The sequence below is a fragment of the Paenibacillus sp. J22FR83 genome (assembly GCF_059691955.1).
Genome location: NZ_JCAUAM010000015.1, coordinates 177,333 through 202,895 on the forward strand (window position 1 = coordinate 177,333; position 25,563 = coordinate 202,895).

The window sequence follows — 25,563 nt, forward strand, 5'->3', positions numbered from 1 at the left end:
CCAATCCTCTATAGTGTTGGAATCTCAATGGACATCGTCCTGCCGGACGTATCAGCCAGCTTCGTATAATGAACTAGCGCTTGGGTTTTCAAATAATCCCTGCCGCTCGTTTCCGCTTCGCGTCCTTCACGGAGTGAAGTCAAGAACTCAGCCAGCGTGTCCGTCTCATCAACACCGCTTAGATCATCAACGACTGTGACATGGCCGTCTCGAATGAGACGGATTTCCTTATTCACGACTTCGATAGCGCCTTCCGTTCCTTCGATTCGCCAATTGCCGCTCCATGGCGTCTCCGTCCCTCTCGCCGAAATGGATGCGTTGTAAGCCACTGTGATGCCATCTTCCATTTCATAGAAAGCATACGCATTAATGACAGCTCCTTCCTCTTGCCAAGCACCGATTGGATTATACAGTTTCGATTGGACTGCCTTTCCTTCTCTGCCGGTGAAATACCGGATCATATCCATGTGATGTACCCCAATGTCATCTAGAATACTAACCGTATATCTTCTCTCGACATGATGGTATCTGTAGAACTGAATATCCATTGACGAAATACGGCCTATGACACCTTCGTCCAATAGCTGCTTCGTTTTGCGAATATAAGGCATCCTACGGTAATTTTCTGCGATCATAAAAGGGATCTTTTCTCTAGCTGCTCGAGCTACGACCTCTATGGATTCCTCATAATCAAAGGAAATCGGTTTCTCGCACAATACGGCCAATTTACGGTCAAATGCCGCGTTGTTTACAACGGTGTGCATCATGGGAGAAGTAACATTAACTAGAAAATCAACTTGCTCGTTCTGCAAAGCTTCTTCTAATGACGTGTAAAAAGGGAACGGATCATCCTGCATTTTCGCTTTCATCGTAGGATCAACCTCAACAACGGCTGCTAATAATCCTTGATCTCTTAGACGTTTATACCAACTGAATCCGGCTGAACCTAGACCAACCAATATCGCTTTCATCTATTAAAAATGCCCCCTTTGGACTACCTTGGAATTCTATTGCCTTCATTATAGGAAATTATCCATCTGAGAAAAACGTATAAACTTACGGCAGTATGTGTTTTTTTACGATTTTCGCATTAAAAAGACAACCCTCCACCAATTACACTGGGAAGGGATGCCTCTTGAGAACATTCTTTATTTCATATCAATCATAATTGCGCCTTGCTTCTTGTTCCAACGGTCCGTCGCTTCTTTAATAATTTCGGTGCCGCCTTTGGCTTTATACTCTTCGATAACCTTCGGCCAGTCGGAGATTGGCTCTTTGCCATAAATCATTTTGATCATGTGATCGACGATGATTTTCGGACCTACGTCAGGTTGCGGAGCAGCAAGGTCTGGGAATTTAGCGAAGCTGCTCAAATCTGGATAGAACCCGATACCAGGTAAACCTTCTTTCGATAGGACTTCGTCGAACGCTTTCAAGGTCGTTTTTCCATCATCATTGAGTTGTAATCTTGGTTTATTGTAGGTAGAATCATGTACCGCCCAAAGCGTCCCACTGCGGAACCCTTCTTCATCAATATCCTCTTTGGTTACAGGGAATTTATAGTTGATTGCACCACTGCTGTCCTTGGTGTAGGTATCACCTTCGATCCCGAAGGTAAAGAATGTTTCTGCATCTTTGGATGTCATCATCCAATCGAACATTTTGATTATGCCGGCAGCTGTGTCTTGCTTCACATTTTTATTAATATAGAACGTCCTTACAACTGGGGAATAGAGGAAATAACCGCCTTTGCCTTCCTGCCCTTTCGGGGAGGGGATGATATCTGCTTTAAAATCCGGGTTGAGTGCTCTTAGCTTGGTTTTGGCCCCGGGCAATCCGGACGCATTCTGGGACCAGATTCCTGCTTTCCCCGCATCTAGACTTTTGTTATAATCCGTAGCCGAAATAGTGGCGAATTCCTTCGGAATCAAGCCTTCCTCATACATCGTTTTATAAGCAGTTAGAGCTTTCTGCACATTCTCTGAATCGAAGAACTTCGGTACGACTTGACCGTCTACGAGTTCAAATTGATCCTTATACGGCAATACATCGTATGCGCCTAGAAGGACGTCGGCATACTTGAAGTTTTCCCTCATTTGATACGGACTCTCGACGCCTAGCTTCTTGAACTCACGTAGTACATTCAGAAACTCTTCTACCGTTTTGGGAGCTTGAAGTCCCGTCTTCGCTAGCAAATCGGTACGAATGTAAGTAGCACGGCGAGAAGGATTGCTCAAGAATTCGGGAATCCCATAAATCTTGCCATTGTACGAAACACTCTCCCACGCTGCTTTCGGTACATTTTTCATTAAATTAGGACCATACTGCTTGAGCAGATCATCCAGCGGCATGAACACTCCGTTCTCAACTGACCCGGACATCGATTTACTTCCTGGACCCCCGATACTGCCGACGACATCGGGAATATCGTTACTTGCGAACATGACTCCGAATTTGGCATCCTCTACTACCCGTACATCCAAGTCCGTATTCGTCATTTCCTCCAACTTCAAGACCCACTTGTCCTTGTTTAAATCAGGAATTCGGGTGTGGTAGCCTGTGCTAACCGTCGTTGGAAAAAGCAATGAGAACTTAACTGGTGCTGCCTTTACGTTACCTGATGGTTGTGGTGCGGCGGTGCCAGCTACTTTGCCATCGGAAGAACATGCCGTTAATGCGGTTGCCGCCATCATCACGGCTAGACTAAGACCGAGTGTTTTTTTCATTGAAAACCCCTTCTTTCTTATTATCTTGTAAGCGGTTCCGCCTTGCTGTGATTATCATAACGATTACGATCTAATTTCAGAATGTATAAATTTAAGACGCTATGTGATTTTATACGATTGAGGATAGGCCTGCTTGCGCACATTATTTGTGCGCTAGCGTGCTATCGCCGGCCGGGATCCTCCCCTTGCGCACAATTTTTGTGCGCTAGCGTGCTACCGCCGGCCGGGTTCCTCCCCTTGCGCACATTTTTTGTGCGCTAGCGTGCTATCGGCGGCCGGGATCCTCCCTTGCGCACATTATTTGTGCGCTAGCGTGCTATCGCCGGCCGGGTTCCTCCCCTTGCGCACAATTTTTGTGCGCTAGCGTGCTACCGCCGGCCGGGTTCCTCCCCTTGCGCACAATTTTTGTGCGCTAGCGTGCTACCGCCGGCCGGGTTCCTCCCCTTGCGCACATTATTTGTGCGCTAGCGTGCTATCGCCGGCCGGGATCCTCCCCTTGCGCACATTTTTTGTGCGCTAGCGTGCTGTCGGCGATCGGCATGGCGGTCTTGGCCTCCATCAATTAATAAATTGAAGGGATTGCAGCATGCGCTTCAGCATTGTCGCAGCTTGTGCGCGTGTTGCAGGCTCCGTCGGTGCGAAGACATTGTCTGACACGCCTTGAACAAGACCAGCAGCCATCGCCTGTGCGACGGCTATCTTCGACCATTCACCAATCGTTGCGCGGTCGGTGAAGCGATCTAAAGCAGCAGCGCTGCCGGCTTGGACTTCCTTACCGCCAACTTTCATTGCACGCATCATTATCGCCACCATTTGTTCGCGAGTGATGATTGCGTTAGGTCTAAAGGTACCATCCTCATAGCCGTTGATCAAGCCAGCTTGATAGGCCGTATTAACAGCTCTAGCGAACCAGTCGCTCGGCTGCACATCACGGAAAGCGTCTGCTTTCTTCTCGGAGAGTCCGAGCGACCGAACTACCATCGCCGCAAACTCAGCACGCGTCACTTGCGCATCTGGTGCGAACTTCTGATCTGTTACTCCGTTAAGAATCCATTTATTCGCCAATAGCTCGACATCCGCTTTGGCCCAATGCCCAACTAAATCCGCAAACGATTGATTGGATTGAATAATCGTGTACATGCTGTTGTGCGGCGAGCGAATCGTCGCATCAGATGTTCCGTTCTTCGTCGTAATCAAGGCTGGTACGAAATGGATCCCCATGTTCGCATCGATCCAAACCGCTGTAACCTTGCCAGGATCACCTGTCCATGTACCCAAGTTGAGGGTGCGGTTCACATATACGCCGCCAAAGTCACTCCATTCTTTCCCATTCACCGTGATTGTAAAATCAATCGGGTTCGCAACCACTTGCTTTGCGTTCAGTTTATTGACCGCAGCGTTGACGTCATCTCCGACTTTGCCGGAAACTTTTGAAATCACAACGCTTATTGTAGAATCCTTCGCTATATCCTTAAACACTTGTACGGGCAGCTCATATATCGCACCATTCGCTTTAATCTGAATCACCGCACCAGCTTGCTTGTTGATTGCATTCAGGATTGCTTGGCCAGGCAGCTCCACATTTACAATGGATGTACTGTCCTTCACTTCGATCACAACAATGGGATTCGCAGATGCTTTCTCCAACTTTTCCGCAACTATGGTGACTTTGGTAACCGACTTTCCATCCGCCGTTGTTTCTTTGGTTACTTTGGCATCTTTAGCGAGATCGATGATCCCCGTTGTTCCTGAACTTGAACTTGTATCAGTTCCAGCACCAGGGCCACTTCCTGTACCTGTACTCGGCCCCGGATCCGGCGTGCGCGTTGTAACTGTAATATTTGCCAAAGCCTTATAAGTTACCCCAGTGACCGTTCCTTGTACGCTAAAGCTTCCTGCAACCGCATATTGTGAGGCGACAATAGGATCCCAGATGACCCCTCGCTGTCCCGTTGTGTTGTCACTATAGACCGCTGTGACTACCGTCGGAAAGACAGGCGGGATTCCTACAATCGTTGTGATGTTAATCGGTGTAATTCCTACGATATCCGCTCCCGTTGATAGGTTAAGCAACGTCGGTGCCGAAATCATAAACTTCCGTGAATACGGGTCGGTTCCTTTGGACCTTACACTCACTTTGGAGAAATCGGACAGGCTGCTCGGTAACAGGTAGCTGGTTACGCCAGCTGGCAGCTCAGCCAATACGGTTGTCTCGTTGTACACTGTGTACCCTTCACTTAAGGCATTGGCATCCCACTTTAACAGGTTACCTGAATAGGAACTACCAGCTTCCATCTTCAAATGCTGCGGCGGAAGCGGCGCATTAAACACTTGTACTTGGGTCAGACGTGGCGGTCCAGTAAGATCTGTACCTGCATGACCACCAGAAGCATTTTCCACCACGACTTTAATATATCTGGCATGATAAGTCTTACCTAGGTCAATGGGATGCGAGCTATCTGCTGAATCCGTGCCGCCATCCCTATTACCAGTCTCATACGTATAACCTAAGGCTGTCTGTTTATCTACTTGTTGAAAAGCCATATTATTAAAGTCTGCCGCTGATGAATGATCGCCCATATCCGTAGATACAGACACAGTCGCTCCTTTTAACCTCGTGGATTTGGCAAATAATCTAAGTTGGCTAAAATCCATCGCCTGCCCAAGGTCAATTACAAAGCTGCCCTTGCGCTCCCCGTCGGTACCCAACCATGAATAATTGCCGATTTGATTCAAATCGGTAACGTTCGTTACCGTCCATTTGGTCGGGTCTTGCAATACACCATTGGTCAATTTATTGGCATTTCCGTAAGCATTAGCCGTAACAGATTGCAGCTGAATCGGATTAGCGTCAACTGTCGGTCCAACATTGTACGCTTTCTTATTCAGAGCCAGATTGACAGACGACAACCCTGTTGCCACCTTACTTATGGTAATGTCCGATAACCCCAGTGAAGCGTCATATGCCGAGTTGGTACCGTTAGCAGAGCTCCGGTAGATCCCCCACTTCGGACGCAAATATTGATCGAATGCAGCTGGATACTCCGTCTCAAAGCCGCCCGCTCGCTCCGGTCTTCGCCAAAGGTCCTTGACTCCGTCACCCGTACCTTGATTACCGAATACTTGGTACACATCCGGACTGTCAAAGGTATATATCTTGCCTGTTACTTGATCTGTAATCTTCACAGTGATCCAGCCACTGTCCGAAATGTGCGCTTGTAGCTGAACTTTAATCCAGTGTCCATCAATTTCTTTCATTGGGATTCGCATCAAAGTTTTATCGCCATCATAACGATTATGATTGACCACTAGATCGCGGTTCGTCGTTCCAGAGATGGACATCGCAATGATATAAGCGCCGTTCTCTCCACCATTGTTGCCGCCCGGTAATGTATCAGCCAATTGGCGATTCGTAGCCTTCAACTGAAAGAGATGCCTGAAGTTTGGCTGATTCCACTGAATCCCATCCGGAATATTCCATAACCATTCATAGGAAACCAAATCACCTTCGTACGCTACAAAATCGTTCGTTGAATCTTCGCTTGGGCGAATTTCAACGCGTTGCCTATCCGTTGTTGCAGCGCCATCAACTACATAGCCTACACTCGGGTCAAATACACCTTTATGACCATACTCACCATCACGCGTCTTCTCCAAGAACTCATTGTTCAGTCCTCGGCCGTATTCAAAGATTTTGAACACATTCTTTTGCAAAGTGCTATCCCACACACTCGTGATATGATCATCTGCCGCTGTTGCGCGAGGTTGATTACCGTAGAATGCGTGGTAAGCATCTCTTATTCTCTTCGTAACCCCTTCTACAGGTTCGTCGGTTCCCATCGCCCCGCCTAACACATTGTAAGGAGATACGCCTTCGATAGCGTTCATTTTAATTGTCTTATCATTGGCACCATAACCACGGGCAATGACATCGAGTGCAAATAGCGAAGGGGCGCCACTGTCAAAATGGAACATGAATTCATTCGTACCCAATGGTAATTTGGCAAGGTATGCCTGCGTGAAGGTAACCTTATTACCGGATAAGATGTAATCCGTATTTCGTACTAGTGTATGATCACCCTTCGTAAGGCTCGTAAGCACTTTCCCACCGAGGTTCATCGTTGTCGATACAGGTGCAGTCTGATCCCATGTACTATAGGTATCCTTTGCCGGCACTAACGCAGTTGCATTCACTACGACATCTTTCCCGTAAATTGCCAAAGCGGATAGTCCCATCATGGAATTGGCATCATTCGCACGCTTATCGCTAGGACCAACCAGCACGGTGTTTATCATGACATAACGAGCTGTAAACGGATACAAAAACGTCTTCGTATCATAACCCCACTGCTGTCCACTATACGTCACATACGACCATAAACCTTCCGTTTCTGTACCGCCAGCTAACGACCAGCCGTTTGCCTTCCAATCATATAGATTGGCCCCATCAGCAGCCGAGGGCGCACTTGCCCATGAAGCAGGGTTATTCGTGTAATAAACTTCAAATCTCGTTGCATTACTTTGGAGATTAGCGATCGTGTTCGGAATTTCAAGGTACAGTTTATCAATCGTTTTAGGAGCGCCTAAATCAAGGCTTAATGCCAGTGAGGATGGCGAATAATCCGCCTTATACACGTTGGCATTTGCATTGCGCCAGTACCCACTGCCACCGGTACGCAGTGCATCTACGCCAGGATGGTCAGCCCCCTCCGAGTTCACCTTGAGATTAACACCTGCTTGCGGTGTAAATCTCGATGGATCTAACAGGTTCACAGAAGCTGCCGGAATCACTGGAACATCCGTTGCTGAAGGTTCACCGAAAACATTGAATACATTCCCTTTGATGCCGCCAGCACTGTTATCCAGTGTGACATCAGCGACTAGCAATAGGTATTGCGCTGCAATCGGTGCAGCCAACGCATGATTGGCTTTTTCGTTATTATCTAGTTGTGTCGTTTTCCCCGCGCCAGCAATTGGTTGCCATAGGGAACCATTCGCCGTCTCCAGCGGCTTACGCGTCGCGTCCGAAGTTGCGGATAAGGCATTTCCTTCTTTAAGTTCATTATAGGCTGCTGCGTCATTCGCGTAGTATAGTTGATAGTTTTTCAAAAACTTACTATTACTCGTCCACTCGACTTGTATCTTGCTCACATCTATTTTCTTCTCCAGCTGGATGGCTGCCCAGTATTGATAACCGTCTATTTTGGTCAGCGAGCTATTCGCTTGCCAGGCGGTCGTTGCATTATCATCAATAAAGTTGCCCTTGCTGTTGCTAGAGCTAGACACAACCTTAATTGTCGCCCCTGGAGCTACCGCCCAGTTCTTATAACTGGAGAGATTTACCTCAATTTTAGGCTGAATTTGGGTTGAATTCGTAATACTTGGATCGTTAAATTCACCAACAATCAGATTCACGCCTGTATGATCAGGGTTATAACCAGCTGAACTCCAGGAAACGTTCACCTGTTCTATTTTCCCCGTACTGAGGGTGACGTCCAATTTGGATGGTAAGGTTAAACTGCCAAATGCCGTACCTTGGGAAGCTGATATCGCTGCCGGTCTTGCCCATGCCACAACATCCTTGGTTTGAACATTAGGATTCCAGCCGTCTGGGAAAACATAGCTGTCTTCATCCCTTTTAATCAAGTAAATGTCAGACAGATACATGGTTGCTGCTTGCCATTCATCGGCATAAGCTGCATCAGCTGGACTATTGTACAGCCCTCGATAAAGTCCCCATTTGGAACGGTTTTGCTGCCCCGCTTCAAGAGGTAAATCAGTTCGTTCAAGCCTCCCTGTAACCGGATTACTCACTTCTGGACGTCTCGAGGTCTCCGCTGTCATCCCGCCTTCGAACAACACTTCACCAGACTCCAAATCAACTAACTTACCGTATAAGTAGCCCTTATCAGCCGTTAATATCGTGACTTCAAAATCCAACCAGCGATCCGCAACCTTATCGAAAGGAATCGTGAACAATGGCTTAATGCGATCCGCGTAACTGCCATCTGGATTGTTCCTGAACTCGAGCTGCCCTTTACCACCGCTCGAAACCAACGTCAACGTAGTCACAGGCTGCCCAGCCGCGTTTCCTGCTATTTCTTTCAATTGGAAGATATGCCAGAACCGGTGGGGATCAATAAAGTCGCCTGCCTTTTTATCCCCAACATCTTGTTGGAACCGTAACGTTTCCGAGGGAAGCATCAGTCGCCAGTGATGGGTCATAATATCGCCGCCTACACTGTTGGCATTGATATTGGCTGCGCTTGTATTGCTCTTAATTTCCAACCGCTGACGATCACTTCCCACAGCTCCACGATCACCGTCGTCCCGACTTACACCTTCTGGTGTAACAAAAGGTTTAAATTCATGAAAACGCAAAATGTCCGAATTGAGCTTGGACGTACCCGGTACGCCAGCAATGCCATATTTCGTAAGCGCATTCAAATCATTTCGCCCGATCGTCTGCAGATACATATTGTCTCCCAACCATGCCTCATTCACAGTCGAAGCCGCTGGATAATCCCCTGTACGGTCGTATACCGATTCCGTCCATGATTTCCCGCTATAAGAAGAGGGGCTCGTAGGGCCCTCGATCGAACCCGTACCACTGCCATTGCCAATTTTGGAGGCGCCAATCACATCCCAAGCAGATTCACCCCCCTGAATATTCAGCGGCGAATAGGTATCGTTAGGCCCCATTGGGCCACTTATTGAAGGTACTGCCGTATCTACCTTTACCGTAATCTTGTATGTTTTAGAATTGGAGCTATTCTGGCTATCCGTTACTACCAAATCATAGGTCGTAGTACCGCTTGATGAAAATTGGTCCATTTTCGCATCGCCCTTGTTAATACCGCTGGCTGCAAAAGGGATTACCGTTGTTTCGTCACTTCTGTACAGAACGGCGTTTGCACCGTTTGTGGTCACATTCAACATTTGATAGATCGTGCCGTAGGGCAAGGATATGTCTATTGTTGCCTGATCAAGATCGACTACGGCATGTACTGGCTTATTCACGTGTATGTCCAAAACGCCCAAGTTGTTTTCCTCCGCTGCATGAACCTCTACGATGGGATTCATATTAATCCATGTAAGAACAAGTGACAATGAGAGCATGATACTTACGGCTTTTTTAAGTACGCGTTGCTTCAACATCCTACTGAACATTCATAAGCCTCCTTAGCGTCAGTTACACCTACTTGAAACAAGGGGTTCTCGTCCACTTTGCAATCGCTTCCATAACGAATGGTTACCTCTTCTCCTTCCTTCCCCTACTTGACTAAGTCTAAATCACATTCTTATTTCCATAGATGGAAAAATTTACGATTGGGGTTGTTTTATTTACGATAACTCTGTCAGAAAATGAAACCAAAAAACCACCCCATTCACACGCACAGGGTGGCTGATCTTTGTTGTTTTTTAACTAGATGAATAACTGCCCTATCCTTAAGATTTCACCGAACCCACCATCATCCCTTGAATAAAGTGCTTTTGCAGGAACGGATACACACACAGGATCGGAATCGTTGCCACGACAATGACCGCCATCTTAATTCCTTCTGGTGATAGGAGCTGTAGCAGCTCCGAAGAAACGTCGGATTGCCCCATCTGATCGGTAAATACTATTTCCCTCAGCCGCACCTGCAGTGGAATCCATTGTCGGTGATCGATATAGAAGACGGCTTCGGCGTAACGGTTCCAATGCCCAACGGCATACATAATGCCCATTGTAGCCATTGCAGGCTTAGACAGCGGCAAGACGATATTCCAAAGTATACGGAATTCACCACAGCCGTCTATTCGCGCTGAATCCAGCAGCTCCGATGGTAAGTTAAGGAAGAATGACCGCATCACGAACAGATTGAAAGCACTAATCGCCATCGGAAGCATTAGAGCCCAGAGGGTATTCAACATCCCTAATTGCTTAATCAACAAATAGTTGGGAATTAACGGTGCGCTGAAAATTAACGTGAACAACACCAACAACAGAATCGATTTACGATATAAATATTCAGGCCTGGATAAAGGATAAGCAAGCGTGGTTGTCATAAATAAATTAATGAAAGTACCAAATACCGTAATAATGACACTATTCCTGAACCCTATCCAGATTGTAGGATCTTGTAATATAAGTTTGTAGCTGCCCAATGTGAAGCCTACAGGCCAAAACGATACGTCTCCTGCATTGATTGCCGTGTTATTGCTTAAGGACTGGGCAATAATGTGAATCAGGGGCAGCACCATGCTCAATCCGAGCGCACCTAACAATAGAAGATTGAAGATATTAAAAATTTTATGGCCTCTTGTCATAATCATAGCAATTCACCTCCGGTCCCCTTCCGTATTAGTACAAGCCTTCGCCTGTCATTTTTTTACTAAACATATTGCTAATCATAATTAACATAAGACCCACAACCGACTTGAACAACCCAATGGCTGTCGTGTAGCTGTATTGACGATCAACAAGCCCTGCCCGGTACACAAACGTATCAATAATCTCGCCATTCTCATTGTTAAGCGGATTCAGAAATACGAAGACGCGTTCGAAACCGAAGTCGAGGAAATTACCAATTTGAAGTAAAAATAAAATAACGATCGTTGGTAAAATACTGGGAATTGTTATGGAAAACACTTGACGAATGCGACTTGCACCATCAATTTGTGCGGCTTCGTACAGATCAGGGTTAATGCCTGCAATTGCTGCCAAATAGATGATTGTCCCCCAACCGCTATCCTTCCAAACTCCCGAACTAATGAGGATCGTCCGAATGTAGCTATTTTCCCCTAAGAAATAAACGGGTTCCACGCCAAACAAGGAGAGTAAATGATTAACGATTCCTGTGGAAGGCGACAATACCCCAACAACAATCCCACCAACGATGACCCATGACAGGAAATGCGGCATATACACCACCGTTTGCACAATCCGTTTATACGCCATGATTCTCACTTCATTAATAAGGAGAGCCAAGACGATTGGAATGGGAAAAGCGAAAACCATATCATAAATACCGATTAGTATCGTATTCTTTAGAATTTGCAGGAAATCGGTGTACGCAAACATGCGTTGGAAATGTTCTAATCCTACCCAGTCGCTTCCTTTTATCCCTTTGAAAATGTTGTAGTTCTGAAACGCGATGACCGAACCGAATAATGGAATGTATTTAAAAAGTAAGAAATAAATAATTCCCGGCAATGAGATCACATAAATCGGCCAATGTTTTCGCATGAAAGCCCATTTCTGGCTCTGCGATGTGAATTGATATATGGACTGATCGGATGGTTGTATTTTGCTGGCCATGTTTTCCTCCCCTTCTAGCATACTGCATCTATTTGACCTCTTTATCTTACAAGGGATGTTCCCAGGTACACATGGTGAAACTTATAGCGCACTGTGTTTTTTTACGATTGGAACGCAACCCCATACCGTTTCGCCGCACTGCGGTATAGCCAGTTCTCTGCCACATAGATAGCCGTGTCGTAATCAATCCAGCCTCCCTCGATTTGGCCCCATAGGAAATCGCTCACAATTCGTTTGACAAGCACAATCTTGCCGTAGCTCCACTCCATGCATCTGGCATCGGAGACAATGAGGGAGCTTTTGATGGCTGGGAGCGCCTCCAATCTGTACTGCATACTATCACGATAGGTACTCGCTCGGAAGTTAAACCACCAATGCCCACCTACATGAACATTCGGGAAATTCCATGCTGCTTGCACAATATCCAAATTGTTGAGTTCGGATGCAACTACAAGTTCGAACGTACAGGCATACGCTTCAAACAAAGCCGACAACTTAAGAATACGAGCAGGATCATTGACTGGCGTCGCTGTTCCACACCAAGAACGTTCCATGCCTAGAAACAGCTGGATCAGGAGCCCTCGTTGCTCAGCAGCTGCTCCTAATTCGTGAAGAAGCATCATCAATATTTCATCCTTGGTGCTGCCTTGACCAACCACAACCTTGCGATTCGCGCTGGTTTCATAGCTAGGCAATGTGGTCATGATGCCCACGTATCCAGCTTCCTTATAAGAATCCAGCAATTCTGCTAGATTCACACGGACGTGTGCGAACGCTCCAGCGGGATCATGCGATAGCGCGACTTCCTTGACCCACCCGCCTATTTTCCCATCAATCCGCGGAATCAAGATGGCATTCTCTCGCATACCTTGGAACGTCGCATGCTCAGGTATATTCACGACGAATCGGGTCACATGCAATCGGTCTGCCACCTCTTGCGCCCACGTTGCACACCCAGCACTCTTTTTAACGGCAGCGTCAGCTTCCCTAACTGATGCCGCGTCCGTGATGACAATGCCGTATAAATCTCGGAAAATATGCGTCATCGCCACATTCATCATCGTATTTCTCGAGCCATGGTACGCTTCCAAGAAGGCCGCGATTCGTTCATCCTCCGGGAGCTCCATGGCATTCGCTGGGTAACCGGCAGCCTGCAGTTCACGAAACAACCAGAAATAGTGGGCAATCTCCCAGAAGTCCCCCGCACAGAGCCGATCCCCTACGAGGTGGGTATGTGTATCTACAACGGGCAGCCCCATAATCTGCGCCGCCAATTTTTCCTTCCCCTGCTTCATTCCTCTTCCTCCTTCAACACACCGTATGTCCTGATGGTACATGCATTCCCCCAACCCATACATGGGATAACTTCCGCTGGGTTGTGATTTTTTATGATGTGCCGAGCGTTCGAAGGACAAATAAATAGGTTTCCCGTCACTGGCACAGTGATGGTGGACTTTGGAGAGGCAAGCGCTCTCTGGAATTTCAATTAAATGGAAAATATACATTTATTCCAGTGAAATTTCCTCAAATACTCGAATTAGCTGTAAAATATGTAGGTAAAACTGCCTCTTTTTCTCAAATCGAGTAAAAGGGGTAGATTTAACAGCATGTTTTCCATCTAATCTGTGTTTGGTCAACATATTCCCAAATTTAACTGTAGATTATCCATCTATTCTCCTCGCACTCAAGCAACTTCACCTATTCCCCCACCTACCAACGCGCTGCTGCGACCCTTCAATCACAAGGGCATGCCTCGCTTCCCCCGAACATATTGTTTCCCGCATAAAAAAAACACCGAATGGACGCCACGTCCACCCGGTGCTTGCTCTTAGCTCATCATTTACTTAGTATACGATCGATTAAATCCAACTCTTCCTGCGTGAAAGTTAACTGTTTCAAAGCGGTTACATTGTCATCTAGCTGGCTCACTTTACTTGCACCAATCAATGCAGAAGTCACAAGTCCCTTGCGAAGAACCCAAGCTAAAGCCATCTGGGCCAGACTTTGCCCTCGCTCCTGCGCTAACACATGCAGAAGACGTGACTTTGCAATCTTGTCTTCTGTAATATCCTCAGGTCTTAGGAATACACTCCCGCCAGCAGCACGAGAATCCGCCGGAATGTTCTCCAAATAACGATCCGTCAGAAGTCCCCTAGCAAGTGGACTGTAAGCGATGGATCCCACGCCTTCTCTTGCCAAAATATCCTGCAACCCTTCCTCCAACCGTCGCTCGAACATGGAATAGTGTACTTGATGGATGATGAACGGCGTGCCCATCCCTTTCAGAATAGCTGCGGCTTGCGCCGTTTGCTCCGCATTATAGTTGGACACACCGACATACAGCGCTTTGCCCTGACGGACAGCCTGATCCAAAGCGCTCATCGTTTCTTCCAGAGGTGTCTCTGCATCGAACCGGTGCGAATAATAAATATCCACATAATCCATGCCTAGTCGCTTCAGGCTTTGATCTAGGCTGGCAAGCATGCTTTTGCGGGAACCCCGCTCCCCGTATGGACCGTCCCACATGCGATAGCCGGCTTTCGTAGCAATAATCAACTCGTCACGATACGGCAGCAAATCTTTTTTCAAAATATGACCGAACACTTCTTCCGCTGATCCGGTCGGTGGACCATAATTATTCGCAAGATCGAAATGCGTAATTCCCAGATCAAAAGCATGACGCGCTAGCGCTCTGCTATTCTCGAAGTGGTCAACACCACCGAAATTGTGCCATAAGCCAAACGAAATCGGCGGCAGCTTCAAACCACTCTTCCCGCTGCGATTGTACGGCATGTCTGCATATCTGCCTTCATGTGCTTTATAGTTCATCGTTGACCTCCTGGCTATGTGCCTAGTCTTTATCCCAGCGTAATGATGGCAAGTCCTGATGCAGGAATCGCAAGCTTATGCAGGCCTGCTGTCAATTCGACAGACAGCTCTTCTATCGTTTCTCCACAGCAATTACGTATGAGCACCTTCGCTGTCCCTACCTCACCTGTCACTTCTACATAGATTCCATCCTGTCTTCTTCCGTTCACAACAATCCATTGAGACACCGATGCTGCGGCTTCAATAGGTACAATTTGCTCTTGATAGGTGACGATAATGCCCTGATCCTCGTGAACCGCGCGAACAAGCGGATATAATAATTCCGGATTCATAGGCGCAAGGGGACTTTCCAACAGCAAGGTGCGGTTCTCTTTCCAGAAGCCGAGCCAATACGTAAGCATTTTCAAATGATCAGAAGGCAGTTTATCCAGAAGAACAGATACCTGAGGCACTGAGAATAAGCAGTTAATCAACTGTAAAGCGGCACTTTCCACGGGTTCCGCTGGATGCCACATAATCATATCCGCATGAGCGGCCGTATTGCCGCAGATCAGCCTGAGATCCAGCGTTCGCACGCGATTCTGGATGCTGTCGTTCGGGCAATCCGAAGCGCGGAACATATTGCCGTATTTGCGCATCGCAGGACCGATATACATTTGTCGGAACTCGATCATAATGGCGGGATTTAATGCTCTCAATCGACCAATCGTGTCTGTCAGGAGACAGTCAACAGCAGCAGGTATCGACTCATAATCCTTCCCTTCTACGGTAGATGGTATCTGTAGCTCAGGCGAATAGAACGTGTCGATGAAATCCAACTTGAAGCCGTCTAAGCCCCACTCTTTGACCGCTTTCTCATACGTATTTATGATGTACTCCCTGACATCCGGATACCTCGGATCCAGCACAGCTGCACCGTGCCCTTCATTAAATCGAAGGATTTTGGTATGGAAGCGATTCCATGCCTGACTGTATTTGCCGATAAAAGGCACGGAGTACCAGAGGATAAACTTCATGCCTAACGCATGGACCGTATCCACATGCCGCTTCATATCAGGAAATTTGCCCTCATAGGCTTCCCAATCTCCACAGTACGCGTACCCTCTACGGTTATCTGCCGTCTGCCAGCCATCATCTACAATGACAGCCTCCATCCCCAAGTTCTTAGCGATATGGCACTGCTCTTCGATCTGCACATCCGTGACATTCTGATGCATGCTATACCAAGTGGAATACATGGGTTCTTTGGCAGCATCAGGAACGAACGCTGGTTGATATTCGGGCATCTCGCTCCACCACGCTTGAACGCCATCGAGGCTTTCATAGTAGGGAACATCTCGCGTATCCAAGAGAAGCTTCGCTTCGTAGGATTGGAAAGGTGCCGTTGTTTCTGTAAACATTTGTACACAGCAATGAAAATCGGCCGTTTCTTCACTAATGCTTCCCGAGTAGTATACGGTGTTAAGCGCATCTGAATAAGCGAATGTCAGCCTATTGCGCCCGTTACTATTAAATAAGGCGTAAACAGGAGCGGACGCAGCAGCATTGGATCGCAACGTGCGCATCCAGTCGGCCTTGAAGCTCTTATTTCGGTCTTGGGCTGGATTCCAGCTGCCTTGAATATCACAAGCCGGGTGAGACCAACGAAGTGTGAACACCGGAGGCGTGGCTGCCTCCTCTGCTTCTAAACGCAACGTGATCAGATCAATGCCTTTCTGGAGTTCAGTCGCCTGCCATGTGACGGTAAATCCATGCTGCTCACTCGATAGATCAAATGTATGGGTGTCCGTACTAAGGCTTATATTCATTCAACATCCTCCTGGTGTTGATTCTTATGACGATTCGCTCCTGCATGGCACCATACCGTGACAATCGGGTCGTCCTCACTCGAAATCAAGTGGTGATCCTCGCCTGGCTCCACGATTACAATATCTCCCGTAGTTACTGGGATAAATTCCCCGTTCAACTCCATCGTACCTGTCCCCTGCATAATCAGGAACGCTTCACAATCACTATGGACATGATAGTCTCTTCCTTCAGGGCCATCATTCGTATGGCTGCGTTCCCCCCGTTTGGCAAAAGACAGACCGCCCGACGATAAATGAGCACCAGGTAATACATCTTGTAAAATATGGCCGTTCCTTTTATCCTGCAAATCACTTAAACGCAGCTTCTTCATCGTGTCATTCCTCCATTTTCAAATGGTAAAGGCAGCTTCGAAAGTCGCCCTTCCAGATCGGCAAATTAAGTCCTATATGCATGAGTTCGTCTCCCCCAAATATTTCCACAGACTCCCCCGCATTTCCCGCTTCGCAAAGTAAATAATTACGCTCAGATGTAAGTCCCTTTAATCGTAATTTCCTTAAGGGGGCGTTCGGCTCTGACAGCACTTGGAAAAAAGCAACCAATGCTTCCTTCTTATCCTCGGAAACGAACATCCAAGCTGCTCTCGTCTGTTCAAACGGGTTGATGAGTCGGTAGAATTCGCCGAACTGAATCAACGGCCGTAGTTGTTTATACAACGCGACTTGCCCTTTTACGGCAACTTTGTCCTCTTCTGTGAACGTAGTCAAATCAAGCTCGTAGCCAAAATTCCCCGACATTGCCACATGCCCACGCATCTCAATCGGTGTGGTCCGATGGACTTGATGGTTAGGAACAGCAGAAACATGTGCACCCATCGAGCTGATTGGATACACGATACTCGTGCCATATTGAATTTTCAGACGTTCAACTGCATCGGTATTATCGCTCGTCCACGTCTGTGGCATGTAGTAAAGCATCCCAGGATCGAACCGCCCGCCACCACCTGAACAGCTTTCGAACAAAACATTCGGAAATGCCGAGGTTATCCGCTCCATCACTTCGTAAAGTCCAAGCATATAACGGTGTGCTGTCTCCCTCTGCCGCTCTGGCGGAAGCTGAGCGGATCCGATCTCCGTCATATTACGGTTCATATCCCATTTCACATATGTGATGGGGCTGCTCGCAAGAATATCGGTGATGACTTTCACGATGTAGTCTCGGACATCTTGGCGCGAATAGTCGAGAATCAACTGCTGCCGGGCTTCTGTCCTACGCCGACCTGGCACGTGCAGACACCAGTCGGGATGCGCCCGATACAGGTCACTGTCAGGGGATACCATCTCTGGCTCAAACCATAAACCGAACTCCAGTTCTTGCTGTTTCACGCGATTAACCAGATCCGGCATTCCTTGTGAGAGCTTGTTTCGATCGACGAACCAATCGCCTAGCGAGCTTTTATCATTGTCACGCTTGCCGAACCAACCATCGTCCAGCACAAGAAGCTCTAAACCGAGCTCCTTCCCTGCTCGCGCAAGCTCTTCAATTTTATCCGCGTTAAAATTAAAATAAGTAGCTTCCCAGTTGTTGATCAGAATCGGCCTATGTCGATCACGGAACTGTCCACGGCATAATCGTGTCCGGTACAACTTATGATAGTTGCGCGACATTCCGCCGAGACCTTCCGCAGAATATACAAGAACTGCTTCTGGCGTTTGGAAGGTATGTCCTGGCTCCAAAACCCAAGAGAAATCAAATGAATTAATACCCATCACGATTCGGGTTGTTCCATAAGGATCCACTTCGGCTTGCGCAACAAAGTTCCCGCTGTACACAAGGCTGAATCCGTAGGCTTCACCGTGATCTTCATCCGCTTGCTTCGATAGCAGCGCCATGAAGGGATTGAGCGAATGGCTGCTAGCTCCCCTTCGGCTCTCAATGATAGTCCCGCCTGTGGCGAGCGGGCGTCTTTCGATATGACGCTCACGCGCCCACGTGCCAGATAAATGCAGCATATCGAAATCGCTCTGCGACATATCGAGACCGAAGCTCAATGCTCGCAGCAGTTTAATAGACTGATTACTCGCATTGACGAATCGAACAGAACGGGTAATCGCGTCCAGATCACGAAATACAGTGTACGTAAGGGTAACCTTTAATCCGATTAACGGGTCACGCAATACGATATCGATACTCTCTGCTTCATTCTCATCTTCCGTATAGGTTGCTGGAAGTCCCTCCAATGGAGCTTTCCCCGCGTAAATTCGATGAGACTCATAGACGAGTTCACTTGCCGTCGTCCCGTCTTCCATTTGAACCTGATAGGCCGGAACTCGAAAATCGCTCGCCCCGTATCCCGGATATTCCTGCGGCAATGTGTCCAATGACAAAGTTAGATCATCCGGGTCCGTGGATGGAGAGAATGAGCAGCGACGTCTCCTTGCGAGCAACCCTCCTGGATTGCTTCCACGCACTCGGCTACCCCAATGAACATGAGCCACATATTTGGTATTAATCAGCTGCATGGTATAGCTCGATGACTTCCCTTGTAGATGGAAAGTTTGCGAATTCGAATCGTACACAATTCCCATAACGACGCTTCCCCTTTGTTCGTATTAAACTTTCAGATGCTTCCAATTTCCGCGTTTAAACCTCAAATAGATGAGATTCGATCTCAGAAATTGATCACTTGCGACCGCACTCCATAGACCGATCATGCCCCAATGGAAAACATAGACAAACACGTAACTCAATACAACCCTAATTCCCCATACGCCGATGAATGTCGAATATAATGGGTAGCGAGTATCTCCTGCTCCTCGTAAAGCGCCCCCCAGTACAAATTGCGATATTTGTGACACTTGGATTACACCCACGATTCGAAGCGCCCAAGCACCTTCACGAATAATCGTCTCATCATTCGTGTATAGCCTAAGAATATGAGGAGCGAGTAGAATAAATATTGTTCCCATACAACCAGCTACGAGCATCGCGTACTTTCGGACTTGCCATACATATCGTTCTGCAAGATCAGGTTTGCTTACGCCAAGCGTTTGCCCAACTAACGTTGAAGCTGCAATCGCAAATGCGGCACCTGGCATGAACGAGATCCCAATGATGCTCGTTACTATTTGCGATGCTGCGATGGCAACGGTTCCCAATCCAGCGCAAATTTTCACAAATGTCATAATCCCTAAACGCATAATAAGCTGCTCAAGACTGCTCGGTATGCCAATCCTCAACATTCGACTAATCATCACTTTATCCAGAGAGCTAATCTCTGACCATCCGATGCGGACCGTAAATCTTCCACTAAACATGACTACGATAAAGCTAATCATCGCTCCCCCCTGAACGAGCAAAGTAGCGAGAGCTGCACCCGTAATGCCCATTTGTGGAAAATCGAGATGACCATAGATCAGGAGGAAACCTAAGGTCACATTCACGCATCCTGCCAACACGTTGATGACCATCGGTGTTCGCGTGTCCCCCGAGCCTCGCAGAATAGCGGACAATGCAGAGGAGATGGCCGAAAAACCAATCGAGAAAAACATGATTTCCGCATAAGTCAATCCAACTCCAACGACCTCATCACTAGCACCCATCAGGTGAAGCAAGTTCTCCGCAAAGGTAACGCCAAGAGCAACAATAAGAATAGATAGACCTGTACCGAGCATAAGCGATTGCCCTGCGGCCAAATTCGCATCCCCTAGCTTCCCTGCGCCAGTGGAGCGGGCCACGATAACCGTTGTTCCTGAATTCAGCGCGGCGAATAGGACGGTCAATAAAGCATAGGGTTGGCTCGTCAAACCAACAGCTGCCACGGCAACAGCCCCGAGGTGACCGACTAGAATCATTATCACCATCTGGGTCACATTCATGAGCAGCATTTCGGTTAGAGATGGCCCCGCCAATTTAAATATCATCCTACGAATGGCTTTATCATCCTGCGAGTCTATGGAAGCGGGTTCGCTCTGTATCGCTGCTTCTGCTCTCATGATGGCTGACCTATCATCAGATGTTCCATCCTGGCAAATATGCTTTCGTATTGTGCAGCATGTGATCAAACAATACTTCCGCATCGTGGATATCAATATTCACTAGCGGATCGTTGATGAAGGCTTTGAAAGCTAAGCCTTTATCCTTTTGAAGAGCAGCCTTCAGAATAAGCTCCTGATTCATCGTATGCTGCAAGACTAGATTATTCACTTCCATCGGGAGCTCACCTGCGTAGACTGGGCGCAAACTATTTGCAGAGAACACAGCATTCGTTTCCACGACTGCCCCCAGCGGAATACCCTTCATTTGACCAACATTAGGAACGTTGATATTGGTTACAAATTGTTCTAGTCCAATCAGACCTTTCAGTTGTCTTACTTCTTCTTCGCCTGACGCCTTGAGCGGCAGTTTCTCCTCACCACGTAGCAGCTTTCCGTAAAAAATCTCGGTTGCAGCGTGCTTCTCAACACGACTTTGGACCGTCGTTAAGCCGAACTTCCAAGCGCGCACGGTCTCGGCATCTTTCAAATACCAAGGAGGCATAAATTCCGCCAAATGGCGATCACCTGCGGCGGCAATAACACCATAGCGCCTGAACAAATCAAATTTCACTCGGTTGGCCGCCGTATACGTATTGGTCACCCAAGCATCTTTGTTATGTTCAAATCCGGATTCATAGTATTTATCTACAAATGTGCGATATAGCGGAAGTAAATCCCTATTCTGATACGTCGCTTGATCAATCCAAGTAAAGTGGTTAATCCCAAGCACATTCACCTTCACTTGATCCCGGTGTATGCCTTCAATCCCTTCCATATCGCGTAGCATGCGAATTAATAAACCTTGCACGCCAAATATTTCATGGCAGCAGCCAATCGCTTTTATTTTGGGAAATACTTCGTAAAGCGTCCGTGTGCAAAGTGTCATTGGGTTCGTATAGTTGAACACCCAGGCGTCAGGAGAGTATTGCTCGATCGCTTGTGCAATTTCCACATACATTGGAATGGTGCGAAGCGCTCGGAGCAGCCCTCCAGGACCTGTCGTATCACCGACTGCTTGGTAGATGCCGTATCGTTCGGGCGCATGGACATCCGATTCCATTTCCTCGAAGGTGCCAGGAAGAATCGAAATAAAGACAAAATCGCACCCATTCAGTGCCTCTTGAAGCGTCGGATATGCTTTATACAACCACTTCGAATTCGTCTCCGGATAATCAGAAACCGAGTTCCCCAGTTTTTCATTGTTTTGGGCTTTCCCATAATCAAGATCATATAAGCGAATCGTGCCCGACAATTGACCATCCAGCGCCAAATCAGCAATCAGGTTTTTAGCCCAATACATCGAGCCCCCACCAATATAAGCGATTTGGATATCGCCGACTTTCTCATTAGCAAACTTCATATTCCGCCTCCTCCATCATCTAGAACCGCCTAGCAGTAGCTACCAGTATAGAAAACAATTCCACATTAAGGGATGGCAAAAATTAAGTGGGGTTGTGATTTTTTACACTTTTGGTCATGTCGCTCAACATTCACGTCTTCGAACCTGTACGAACAAGGGAATCACCCACCTATTTCAGCACGACCTATGTTATAATAAGAGCCATTCTACTAGACTTTTTGCACGAAAAGAGGAGATTGAGACCCTCATGCCGATTCAGACTGAAACCGAGCTGTATGCACCGATCAAACACTTCTTCGAGCAGCGTGGCTATACCGTCCGTGGAGAAGTTAAGCACTGTGACTTAGTGGCCATTCGAGGTGAAGAGCCTCCCATTATTGTTGAGCTAAAAAAAAGCTTCAATATCCCCCTTCTCGTTCAAGGCATCGACCGTTTGAAGCTCACACATGATGTCTATGTAGCCTTTGAGCTGCCTAACAAAGGAAAAGCCCCCCACCGTTTACAGTGGGAGGATATTCGTCGACTTTGTCGCATGCTGGGACTTGGTGTTCTGACAGTCCAATTCTACAAACGCAAACAGCCCACAGTCGATCTCGTCTGTGAGCCTACTCCCTATATATTGCGCCCCAACAAGAGAGCTTCCGGCAAGTTAATGACGGAATTTCATGAGCGCAGCGGTGACTACAATGTCGGAGGCAGTTCTCAGCAGAAGCTTATGACCGCCTACCGTGAGAAATCCTTACATTGCGCCTATTTGATGCAACAGCACGGACCTCTCAGTCCACGCAAGCTGCGTGAAATGACCAGCAACATGAACGTGAGCTCACTGCTGCAGCAAAACTACTATCGTTGGTTCGTCCGCCAAAGCCGCGGTATCTATCATCTTACCCCAGGCGGCGAAAAAGCTTTAGTCGAGTATGCGCACGTAGTTACTGCTTTCCCATCGATTAATTTGGATGAGTCGATTATTTCGACTTAGAAATAGCTGCTCTTAACCCTAGGACCGAATCACAACGCGATGCACATTCGCCTCTTCGTTCATTCTTAGCAACGCCTTGTTGATCCAAATGGCCGCTTGTGAGCCTTCACCCATCGCAATCGTCACTTGCTCCGCATGAACGCCGATATCACCAGCTGCCCAGACGAAAGGGACGCTCGTCATTTTACTGCGAGGATCGGTCATCACATGACGATTCTCCATGCGTTCTGCACCGAGCTGTCGAGCGAGGTCCGATTTCACTTCATTCCCACCGAAGGCAATAAACCCCCGCTCCGCATGAAGACAAGTGCCATCCCGAAGCACGACTCCCTTGAACTGCCCCGGTGTGTCGACAACAACCTCTGCAAGATCTTCCGTCAAATAGGTAATCCCTTTGTTTTTCATTTCCATAAGGAGCTCACTTCCCACTGCCCGATGCTGGTGATTCACATAAGTCATTTGCTCGGTTCGGTGACGAAGCTTAATCGCCATAGCTGCTCCTGCATCACCAGAGCCCATCACAATTGTATTCCGATCCTTGATCTCATATCCATCACAATCGGGGCACACGTATACGGTCAATCCTAAGCATTCCTTTAAGTTCGGGAGTTCAGGCATCCGATCCATTAAACCTGTTGCCAGCAGAAGCGTCCTCGCTTCATAGCCCCGGCCACTTTTTCCCCATAGTTCGAAGCCGTCACCGATTCTTCCTTTAGCGACAGCTTGGACGATTTCATCCTGGACAAAAGCTACTCCTAGCCGCTCAGCTTGCAGTCGGCCAACGCGTCTCAGCTCATCCCCCGATACCCCATCTGGCCAACCTAGTACATTATGGTAGCTCTTGCATAGCGTAGATCGGCCGTATCCTGCGTCAACCACAAGTACCTTATGCTCATATCTCCCTAATTGAATCGCCGCTTGAAGCCCCGCAATGCCTCCTCCAACGATCACAACATCTACTTTCTCCATATGCACAATTCCCCTCTTCTCCAATTCACTACCATCTAGGATAACCGAATTTTGGGGCAATCATCCTATTGGATCTCCCTGCTATTCCAAAATTAATGGGAATGGGACAGCAGCTACTGGCGAATTAACTGGATTTCCTACATCTAATTTTACTCAAAATGCCCCGTTTGACGAAATTGATCTGAAATAACGGGAGGAAATCCAGTTATTTGGGAAAAAACGATGATTTCGCTTGAATTAGCTGCAGAAAATCCAGTTATTCGCTTCGCCAGGCCAGAATCTCCTCTGGTTTCCCCGATGCGTGTGCTACACGAGCACCCCCTATCGATTCTTAATCGACCAGATCAAACCAAACTGCGTTAGAGCGGCTAGCAGCAGAATCCATGGAATAAGGCCGCCATCCAAATCGCTTCCGAAGGTAATGAGAATGAGAATGGAAATAACCCGACCTACATTTAAGAAAAATTCCCGTACGACCACGCTTTCTACCTTCAATTCTCCCTTAAGCGGTAGTCTAGCAATGAGGCTGTAATAGAACCCTGTCATCGTATTCCCTTGCAGCGGTGCGAAGATCGAGTACAGAATCATAAAGCCGACCACAGACCATACATTTAAGCTACCTATAATACACGAGACGCCCACAAGGTAACCCACTGTCGAAATGGTCAAATACAACCTTGCCCTGCCCGCGTTGGCATACTTGGAAATAAAGATTCCCATAACGATACTTAGACTCGAATACAGGACGCCGAGATAGCCGACCAAATCTTCCCGCGGCAGTACTTTGAATAGGAGAATGTTCGGTAGAAACAACATCGTACCCTGCAGCAGGCCCATACCGAAGAAGCCAAACAGTGCCTTCAACCACTCTTGTTTTTTCTTCATAATAAGCCCAGTGTATTTCAAATAATACACACGATGATGCCCGCTTGATGCTTTAATCTTCAATGAGATAATTGCGGCTAATAAGAACATTAAGAAAGCAATGGAGAAGACAATCGTGTATCCGCTTAAGCCTTCCTTCATTCGAATGATGAATCCTGCAAGTGCTGGCCCGGCAAGCGTAGCCGCTGTGAAGAACATCATATTAAATGCCAGATAGCGAATCCGGTTCTGCTCCGTCGACACATCATACATCAGGGTTAAATAGCCTACCCAATAGAACGCACCAGCAAGTCCATTAAATATGGCAAAAAGCACATAGTAATCAACCAACCGCTCCCCAGCAATACTCACACTTAAATAGAAGAGACCAATCAGTACGATACCTAGCCGGTACGCTACCATGCGATCCTTCTTCTTAATCATATACCCGCCAATGGCGAATCCTATCGGAGTTAGAATGTACACGATCATGTTGTAGGTGCCATTCACGACAACACTATGCGTTAACCGCCACAAATATAAATTGAGAAACACCCCTGACATGGAAGCACCAAATTGAAAAATGGAATGAATAAGTAACGAAATGACAGCTTCGCGTGACAATCTTTTCTCAAGTGGAAGCGTATTCCCTCTGCTCTGCAACCAAGCTCTGATCGTAAAATTCATGG

At 47.4% G+C, this 25,563-nt stretch carries 15 protein-coding genes; 1 reads left to right on the top strand and 14 read right to left on the bottom strand.

What is annotated here, in order from left to right; genetic code table 11:
* Window positions 1-8 precede the first annotated feature (8 nt).
* The 12 genes from AC58PV_RS25630 to AC58PV_RS25685 form a co-directional block, all read right to left on the bottom strand.
* Window positions 9-971, bottom strand: a complete 963-nt coding sequence (locus tag AC58PV_RS25630) for a Gfo/Idh/MocA family protein (protein WP_497435440.1) — start codon at window positions 969-971, stop codon at window positions 9-11.
* A 177-nt stretch (window positions 972-1,148) separates the two neighbouring features.
* Window positions 1,149-2,726: an extracellular solute-binding protein gene (locus AC58PV_RS25635; RefSeq protein ID WP_497435442.1), complete on the bottom strand. Its 1,578-nt coding sequence runs from the start codon at window positions 2,724-2,726 to the stop codon at window positions 1,149-1,151.
* A 558-nt stretch (window positions 2,727-3,284) separates the two neighbouring features.
* Window positions 3,285-9,896, bottom strand: a complete 6,612-nt coding sequence (locus AC58PV_RS25640; RefSeq protein ID WP_497435443.1) for an S-layer homology domain-containing protein — start codon at window positions 9,894-9,896, stop codon at window positions 3,285-3,287.
* 279 nt (window positions 9,897-10,175) lie between these two features.
* Window positions 10,176-11,045: a carbohydrate ABC transporter permease gene (locus AC58PV_RS25645; RefSeq protein ID WP_497435444.1), complete on the bottom strand. Its 870-nt coding sequence runs from the start codon at window positions 11,043-11,045 to the stop codon at window positions 10,176-10,178.
* Between the two features lie 28 nt (window positions 11,046-11,073).
* Window positions 11,074-12,030 carry an ABC transporter permease gene (locus tag AC58PV_RS25650; RefSeq protein WP_497435446.1) on the bottom strand — a complete coding sequence of 319 codons (957 nt, stop codon included), beginning with the start codon at window positions 12,028-12,030 and terminating at the stop codon, window positions 11,074-11,076.
* A gap of 101 nt (window positions 12,031-12,131) precedes the next feature.
* Window positions 12,132-13,325 (bottom strand): glucuronate isomerase, encoded by a 1,194-nt coding sequence (locus tag AC58PV_RS25655; RefSeq protein ID WP_497435447.1) that lies wholly within the window; start codon window positions 13,323-13,325, stop codon window positions 12,132-12,134.
* A 541-nt stretch (window positions 13,326-13,866) separates the two neighbouring features.
* Window positions 13,867-14,859, bottom strand: a complete 993-nt coding sequence (locus tag AC58PV_RS25660) for an aldo/keto reductase (protein ID WP_497435448.1) — start codon at window positions 14,857-14,859, stop codon at window positions 13,867-13,869.
* A 29-nt stretch (window positions 14,860-14,888) separates the two neighbouring features.
* Window positions 14,889-16,667 (bottom strand): glycoside hydrolase family 36 protein, encoded by a 1,779-nt coding sequence (locus tag AC58PV_RS25665; protein WP_497435450.1) that lies wholly within the window; start codon window positions 16,665-16,667, stop codon window positions 14,889-14,891.
* A complete protein-coding gene (locus tag AC58PV_RS25670) occupies window positions 16,664-17,038 on the bottom strand; it encodes a cupin domain-containing protein (protein ID WP_497435451.1) in 375 nt (124 codons plus the stop codon). The genes AC58PV_RS25665 and AC58PV_RS25670 overlap by 4 nt, the downstream gene beginning before the upstream one ends.
* 4 nt (window positions 17,039-17,042) lie before the next feature.
* Window positions 17,043-19,253: an alpha-galactosidase gene (locus AC58PV_RS25675; protein ID WP_497435452.1), complete on the bottom strand. Its 2,211-nt coding sequence runs from the start codon at window positions 19,251-19,253 to the stop codon at window positions 17,043-17,045.
* A gap of 24 nt (window positions 19,254-19,277) precedes the next feature.
* The gene (locus tag AC58PV_RS25680; RefSeq protein WP_497435454.1) at window positions 19,278-20,660 is read right to left on the bottom strand and encodes an MATE family efflux transporter; all 1,383 of its coding nucleotides are present in this window, start codon (window positions 20,658-20,660) and stop codon (window positions 19,278-19,280) included.
* Between the two features lie 16 nt (window positions 20,661-20,676).
* The gene (locus AC58PV_RS25685; RefSeq protein WP_497435456.1) at window positions 20,677-22,062 is read right to left on the bottom strand and encodes a family 4 glycosyl hydrolase; all 1,386 of its coding nucleotides are present in this window, start codon (window positions 22,060-22,062) and stop codon (window positions 20,677-20,679) included.
* A gap of 247 nt (window positions 22,063-22,309) precedes the next feature.
* Here AC58PV_RS25685 and AC58PV_RS25690 point away from each other — a divergent pair, with 247 nt between their 5' ends.
* Window positions 22,310-23,041, top strand: a complete 732-nt coding sequence (locus AC58PV_RS25690) for a DUF2161 domain-containing phosphodiesterase (RefSeq protein WP_497435457.1) — start codon at window positions 22,310-22,312, stop codon at window positions 23,039-23,041.
* A gap of 18 nt (window positions 23,042-23,059) precedes the next feature.
* On the opposite strand, the gene AC58PV_RS25695 is transcribed toward AC58PV_RS25690, so the two are convergent.
* Window positions 23,060-24,010, bottom strand: coding sequence for an NAD(P)/FAD-dependent oxidoreductase (locus AC58PV_RS25695; RefSeq protein ID WP_497435459.1), 951 nt, complete (start codon window positions 24,008-24,010; stop codon window positions 23,060-23,062).
* A 321-nt stretch (window positions 24,011-24,331) separates the two neighbouring features.
* Window positions 24,332-25,561 (bottom strand): MFS transporter, encoded by a 1,230-nt coding sequence (locus tag AC58PV_RS25700; protein WP_497435460.1) that lies wholly within the window; start codon window positions 25,559-25,561, stop codon window positions 24,332-24,334.
* Window positions 25,562-25,563: the final 2 nt, after the last annotated feature.

Coding starts and splice junctions, on each gene's coding strand:
- AC58PV_RS25630 (WP_497435440.1), bottom strand. CDS start 971: ATGAAAGCGATATTGGTTGGTCTAGGTTCAGCCGGATTCAGTTGGTAT.
- AC58PV_RS25635 (WP_497435442.1), bottom strand. CDS start 2,726: ATGAAAAAAACACTCGGTCTTAGTCTAGCCGTGATGATGGCGGCAACC.
- AC58PV_RS25640 (WP_497435443.1), bottom strand. CDS start 9,896: ATGTTCAGTAGGATGTTGAAGCAACGCGTACTTAAAAAAGCCGTAAGT.
- AC58PV_RS25645 (WP_497435444.1), bottom strand. CDS start 11,045: ATGATTATGACAAGAGGCCATAAAATTTTTAATATCTTCAATCTTCTA.
- AC58PV_RS25650 (WP_497435446.1), bottom strand. CDS start 12,030: ATGGCCAGCAAAATACAACCATCCGATCAGTCCATATATCAATTCACA.
- AC58PV_RS25655 (WP_497435447.1), bottom strand. CDS start 13,325: ATGAAGCAGGGGAAGGAAAAATTGGCGGCGCAGATTATGGGGCTGCCC.
- AC58PV_RS25660 (WP_497435448.1), bottom strand. CDS start 14,859: ATGAACTATAAAGCACATGAAGGCAGATATGCAGACATGCCGTACAAT.
- AC58PV_RS25665 (WP_497435450.1), bottom strand. CDS start 16,667: ATGAATATAAGCCTTAGTACGGACACCCATACATTTGATCTATCGAGT.
- AC58PV_RS25670 (WP_497435451.1), bottom strand. CDS start 17,038: ATGAAGAAGCTGCGTTTAAGTGATTTGCAGGATAAAAGGAACGGCCAT.
- AC58PV_RS25675 (WP_497435452.1), bottom strand. CDS start 19,253: ATGGGAATTGTGTACGATTCGAATTCGCAAACTTTCCATCTACAAGGG.
- AC58PV_RS25680 (WP_497435454.1), bottom strand. CDS start 20,660: ATGAGAGCAGAAGCAGCGATACAGAGCGAACCCGCTTCCATAGACTCG.
- AC58PV_RS25685 (WP_497435456.1), bottom strand. CDS start 22,062: ATGAAGTTTGCTAATGAGAAAGTCGGCGATATCCAAATCGCTTATATT.
- AC58PV_RS25690 (WP_497435457.1), top strand. CDS start 22,310: ATGCCGATTCAGACTGAAACCGAGCTGTATGCACCGATCAAACACTTC.
- AC58PV_RS25695 (WP_497435459.1), bottom strand. CDS start 24,010: ATGGAGAAAGTAGATGTTGTGATCGTTGGAGGAGGCATTGCGGGGCTT.
- AC58PV_RS25700 (WP_497435460.1), bottom strand. CDS start 25,561: ATGAATTTTACGATCAGAGCTTGGTTGCAGAGCAGAGGGAATACGCTT.